Below are 288 nucleotides of genomic sequence, written 5' to 3'. Positions count from 1 at the left end.
CAGGTCCAGATCCGTCTTGCCAGTTGGTGCCAAGCTGAAGTCATGCCGGTTGGCCGTCCGCGTGAAGTGATCCTTGTCCGGTCCCACGAAAGGCCGCGCGATAACTCGACCGACGATGTATTCCGGCCCGTTTACAAGCGTTCGCGCGTAACGGCAGATGTCATACAGCTCTTCCAACGGGATGACGTCCTCATGTGCCGCGATCTGCATCACGGAATCGCCGGAAGTATAGATGATCAGCTCGCCAGTGTCCATTTGACGCTCGCCATAGTCGTGAATGACCTGTGT

1 pseudogene is annotated in these 288 nt (G+C 56.9%); it reads right to left on the bottom strand.

The annotated features are described in order from the left end of the window. Positions 1-288: pseudogene (locus ACLUWI_RS10475) on the bottom strand (phosphopentomutase); the annotation flags it as partial.

Origin of the sequence: Limosilactobacillus mucosae (assembly GCF_046939755.1) — a bacterium.
Classification (GTDB): domain Bacteria; phylum Bacillota; class Bacilli; order Lactobacillales; family Lactobacillaceae; genus Limosilactobacillus; species Limosilactobacillus mucosae_A.
The sequence above is the reverse complement of the archived record's forward strand: the minus strand, read 5'-3'. Positions and strand labels throughout refer to the sequence as shown.